This is a genomic window from Pseudomonas sp. HY13-MNA-CIBAN-0226, assembly GCF_040310305.1.
Taxonomy (GTDB): domain Bacteria; phylum Pseudomonadota; class Gammaproteobacteria; order Pseudomonadales; family Pseudomonadaceae; genus Aquipseudomonas; species Aquipseudomonas gregormendelii.
Genome location: NZ_JBEOPS010000367.1, coordinates 1 through 260, shown reverse-complemented (window position 1 = coordinate 260; position 260 = coordinate 1). Strand labels below are relative to the sequence as shown.

Below are 260 nucleotides of genomic sequence, written 5' to 3'. Positions count from 1 at the left end.
CTATTTGTCCAATCACTCTACCGGTAAAATGGGTTTTGCTTTAGCGCGTGCTTGCGTGGCCGCTGGTGCAGACGTGGTTTTGATTGCGGGTGGTAAAGTAGCACTGCCCACACCGCTTAATGTCACCCGTATTGATGTGTTGTCCGCGCAAGAGATGCTGATTGTCGCACAGCAATGTGTGGAAGGTACGCATAGTGCGCTACAGTATATCTCTGAAGATGAGCATGATCATTCACACGAACACTCACACGAAGATCATC

At 49.2% G+C, this 260-nt stretch carries 1 protein-coding gene; it reads left to right on the top strand.

Features of this window, described 5'->3' with window-relative positions; genetic code table 11:
- Positions 1-260 (top strand): phosphopantothenoylcysteine decarboxylase domain-containing protein (locus AAEZ05_RS29135; RefSeq protein WP_350650097.1); only part of this gene is annotated, 260 nt, incomplete at both ends.